This window comes from Kitasatospora humi, assembly GCF_020907985.1.
Classification (GTDB): domain Bacteria; phylum Actinomycetota; class Actinomycetes; order Streptomycetales; family Streptomycetaceae; genus Kitasatospora; species Kitasatospora humi.
This window is the reverse complement of the sequence record NZ_JAJJPA010000110.1, coordinates 1-4,617: the sequence shown is the minus strand read 5'-3', so window position 1 is coordinate 4,617 and position 4,617 is coordinate 1. Positions and strand designations below refer to the sequence as shown.

The following is a 4,617-nucleotide window of genomic DNA, read 5'->3' as shown; positions in this document are numbered from 1 at the left end:
TGCGCCAACCGATTCGCCCGCGAATCCAGTTCAGCGAACGACAGCTCCACACCATCCGCCACCACCGCCACCGCACCCGGCATCGCAGCCACCCGCCCAGCGAACAACCCCGGCACCAACTCCGAACCGAACTCCACCCCCGTCCGGTTCCACTCCTCCACCACCAACCCACGCTCAGCCTCACCCATCACATCCACCGCCGACAACCGCGTCTGCGGCTCAGCGACAACCGTCTCCAGGACCTGGACAAAGCAACCCGCGAAGCGCTCCGCCGTCCCCGTATCGAACAGATCCGCAGCCGCGGTCAACTTCCCACGAATGCCCGCCGGCTTGCCCTTCGCACCGAAAACCTCACCAAGACTCAGTTCCAGGTCGAACTTCGACGCCAGCAGACCCTGTGACGAGGCCAGGGCCGATTGCAGCGAGCCCGCCGCACCCACGCCGGACAGATCCAATGCCGCCGAAGCCGTGTTCTGCACCGTGAGCATGACCTGGAACAGCGGGTGCCGGGCTGCGGACCGGACCGGCGCCAGTTCCTCCACCACCCGCTCGAACGGCACATCCTGATGCGCGAACGCGTCAAGTCCCGCTTCTCGCACCCGATCGAGCACCTGGGCCATCGTCGGGTCACCGGACAGGTCCGTCCGCATCACCAACGTGTTCACGAAGAACCCGATCAGGTCCTCCAAGGCCTTCTCAGTGCGTCCGGCGATCGCCGCACCGATCGGGATGTCCGTCCCCGCACCCAACCGGTTGAGAGTGACCGCCAGCGCAGCCTGCACCACCATGAACAGGGTCATCCCCCGCTCCCTGGTCACCTTCACCAGACGCTCGTGCAGGCCGGCCGGCAGCTCGACTGCCACCGCATGGCCCTGACGACTGGCCACGGCGGGACGCGGCCGATCGGTCGGCAGCTCAAGTTCCGCCGGCGCCCCGGCCAGCGTCTTGCGCCAGTACTCCAGCTGCCGGGAGAGCACGCTGTCCGGATCCTGCTCGTCACCGAGCAACTCGCGTTGCCACAGCGCATAGTCCGCGTACTGCACCGGCAACGGCTCGAACTCAGGCGCCCGGCCCGCGGCCCGCGCCGCATACGCCACCGACACGTCCCGCGCCAACGGCGCCGTCGACCAGCCGTCCCCGGCGATGTGATGAATCACCACCACCAACACGGTGTCGTCGCCGTCCGATGTGAAGAGCCAGGCCCGCATCGGGATCTCGGCGGACAGATCGAACGCGTATTCGATGGCCCCGCTCACGGCGGCGGCCAGCGACTCCTGGGACACCGCCTCGACCGCCAGCTCGAACCCGCTGTCCTCGAGCTTGAGGACCCGCTGGTACGGCTCACCGTTCTCGGTCGGGAAGACCGTGCGCAGCACCTCGTGCCGCCGGATCACGTCCCGCAACGCCTCGGCGAGGGCCTCCCGATCCACATCTCCGGTCAGCCGCAACGCCGTCGGGATGTTGTAGGTCGCGCTCGGACCCTCCAACTGACCGAGGAACCACAGCCGACGCTGCGCAAACGACAACGGAATCATCAGTAGTCCTCCTGCTTACGCATCGGCCGCAGAGTGGGCCTAGCTTTGCTCTGGTTCTCGATCTGACTGGCGAGCCAGCCGGCGAGCCCCGCCGGCGTCCGCGCCTCGAACACCACCCGGATCGGCAGTTCGATCTGCAGCGACTCCCGCACCTCACTGACCAGTCGGGTCGCCAGCAGCGAGTGACCACCCAGCTCGAAGAAGTCGTCCTCGACCCCGACTCGCTCGAGTCCCAGGACCTCTGCGAACGCCCGGCACAGCAGCTCCTCCTGCACCGTCGCAGGCTCCCGGCCCGTACCGGCGGCGTACTCCAGTGCAGGCAGGGCCTTGCGGTCCACCTTGCCGTTCACCGTCAACGGCAGCTCCTCCAACACCACCACCGCCGCGGGAACCATGTACGCCGGCAGGCTCCGAGCCAGGTAGGCCCGCAGGTCCGCCGGATCCACCTGCGCGCTGGCCAAAGGCACCACATACCCGGCAAGCCGCTGCTCGCCCGCGCCAGTGCCGTTGACCGCCACCACCGCTTGGGCCACCAGCTCGTGACGCTCCAACGCGGCCTCGATCTCACCCAGTTCGATCCGGAAACCACGCACCTTGACCTGTGTGTCGACCCGGCCCAGGCACTCCAACGTCCCGTCCCCGCGCCAGCGGGCCAGATCGCCCGTGCGGTACATCCTCCCCCAGCCTTCGGCCGGGGGGACCCCCATACCACCGGCGAACGGCGACGCGACAAACCGCTCAGCGGTCAGCCCAGGCCGGCCCAGGTACCCCCGAGCCAACTGCGCACCCGCCAGGTACAACTCGCCCACCGCACCCGCCGGAACCGGCCGCAGCGCCGAATCCAGCACATAGGCACGCGTGTTGGCGAACGGACGGCCGATGGTCACGGGACCCTCGTCGACCTCGGCCGAGGTCGCCCAGACCGTGGCCTCCGTCGGACCGTACAAGTTCACCGCCCACGCGCCGAGCTCCCGCATCCGGGCCGCCAGCTCCTCAGGCAGCGCCTCGCCGCCGACCAGCATCCGCACCCCGCGCGGCCAATCGGCCTCGCCGGCCAGCAGGGCCCGCCACAGCGACGGGACGGCCTGAACAGCAGTCGCCCCACTGGCACGGATCAGCTCCCGCAACGCCACCGCATCGCGCACCGTCTCCCGCTCGGCAAGCACCACAGCCGCCCCGCACACCAGCGGCAGGAACAACTCCAGCGCCGCGATGTCGAAAGACACCGTCGTCACAGCCAGCAAGCGGTCGCCGACCCCCAACGGAACCCGCTGCCCGGCCGCCCGCAGATGATTCGCCAGCGCCTGGTGAGTGACCACGACTCCCTTGGGACGCCCAGTCGAACCCGACGTGTGGATCACGTACACCGGGTGGGCCGGCAGCAGCGGAGCGAGCAAGTCGGCATCGGTCAGCCGCGACCCCGCCGAACCCGAGCGCTCGGCGCGCAACTCGGCGCTGTCCAGCACCAGCACCGGTCCGCCAACCGTGCCCGGCAGCACCGGTGCACACTGCTCCGTCGTCAGCACACATACCGCCGCCGCGTCGTCCAGCACATGGGCGATCCGCTCCACCGGGTACTCCGGGTCCACCGGCAGATACGCGCCGCCCGCCTTCACCACCGCCAGCAGCGCCACCACCAGGTCGACGCCGCGCTCCATCACGACCGCGACCACCGACTCGGGGCCGACACCCCGGCCGACCAGCAACCGGGCCAGCCGGTTCGCCCGCGCATCCAACTCCGCGTACGACAGCTCGACACCGTCGAACACCACCGCCACCGCATCCGGCGTCCGCGCCACCTGCGCCGCGAACAACCCCGGCAACGTCGCATCCACCAACGGCAGAGCAGTGTCGTTCCACTCCTCCACCACCAGACGACGCTCAGCCTCACCCAGCACATCCACCGCCGCGAACCGGGCCCGGGGCACCTCCTGCAGAACGGCGACGAGGTTGGCCAGAGTGGCGTGCACCAACTCGCAGATCTGCTGTGCGTCGGCCGGGACCACCGCCTCGACGGTCACTTCGAACCCGGTGGGGCGATCATCGACCGACACGGTCACGGGGTAGTTGGTGTGGTCGGCCACGGTCAGCAGCCCGACACCCGAGACGCTGGGATCGGTGCTCGGAGCAGGCGCCTGACTGTGGCGGTAGTTGAGGAGCGAGGTGAACAGCGGGCTGCCGCCCGTCACCCCGCTCGCCTGCTGTGCCAGCGACAGCGGCGCGTGCTCGTGCACCATCAGCTCAGCCAGCTGGCGCCGCATACCGTCCAATGCGTCACCCGCGCTCTGCCCGTCCAACCGCACCCGTACCGGCAGGGTGTTCATGAACAGGCCAGGCACACGGTCAGCCCCGGCACCCGCGTTCATCCGGCCGAACAGCACCGTGCCGAACACCACATCGTCACGACCGCTCACCGCCGCCAGCACCCGCGCCCACGCCAGGTGGAACACCGTGGCCGCACTGACGCCCTTGCGGCGCGCCAGCTCGCGGGTCTGGAGGGCCAGTTCATCGTCCACCAGGAGGCATGCCCGGTGCACAGTGCTGCCGTCGCCGTACACGTCCAGCACGCCGAACGGCGCCGTCGTCTCGGTGACGTCGCCGAGCAGCTCGGCGAAGTACCGCTCGTGCTCCTCGCGCGGCGTACCGAGGCGGGCCTGGGCGACGAAGTCGCGGAACGGCAGCGGCTCCGGCAACGTGTCGGCACGGCCGGACACGAACGCCCGCAGCTCCCCGAGCAGCACGTCCTGCGTGGTGTGGTCCTGCACCAGGTGGTGCATCCGCAGCAGTGCCAGCCAGTGGTCACCGTCCGGCTCCGCAGCGATGTGCACGCTGATCAGCGGCGCGCTGGCGAGATCCATCCAGGACTCACCGAGGGCGGTCAACTGCTCGACCGGCTCCGGACCCTGCGGATCCAGCACGACCTCCCGGACCGGCAGTTCGACGTGCCGGGACACCACCTGTACCGGCTCGCGCAGACCCTCCCACACGATCGCCGTGCGGTAGACGTCATGCCGGGCGATCACCTGCCGCATCGCGTCCAGGAACGCGTCCAACCGCCCCCGGGAGTCGAACCTGAGCACGG

2 protein-coding genes are annotated in these 4,617 nt (G+C 69.6%); both read right to left on the bottom strand.

Annotated elements, in window-relative coordinates:
- Positions 1–1,535: condensation domain-containing protein (locus LN042_RS36395; RefSeq protein WP_283844034.1), on the bottom strand; the 1,535-nt coding region annotated here is incomplete at its 3' end.
- A partial coding sequence (locus tag LN042_RS36390; protein ID WP_230055753.1) for a non-ribosomal peptide synthetase occupies positions 1,535–4,617 on the bottom strand: 3,083 nt, incomplete at its 5' end. The genes LN042_RS36390 and LN042_RS36395, both read right to left, overlap by 1 nt.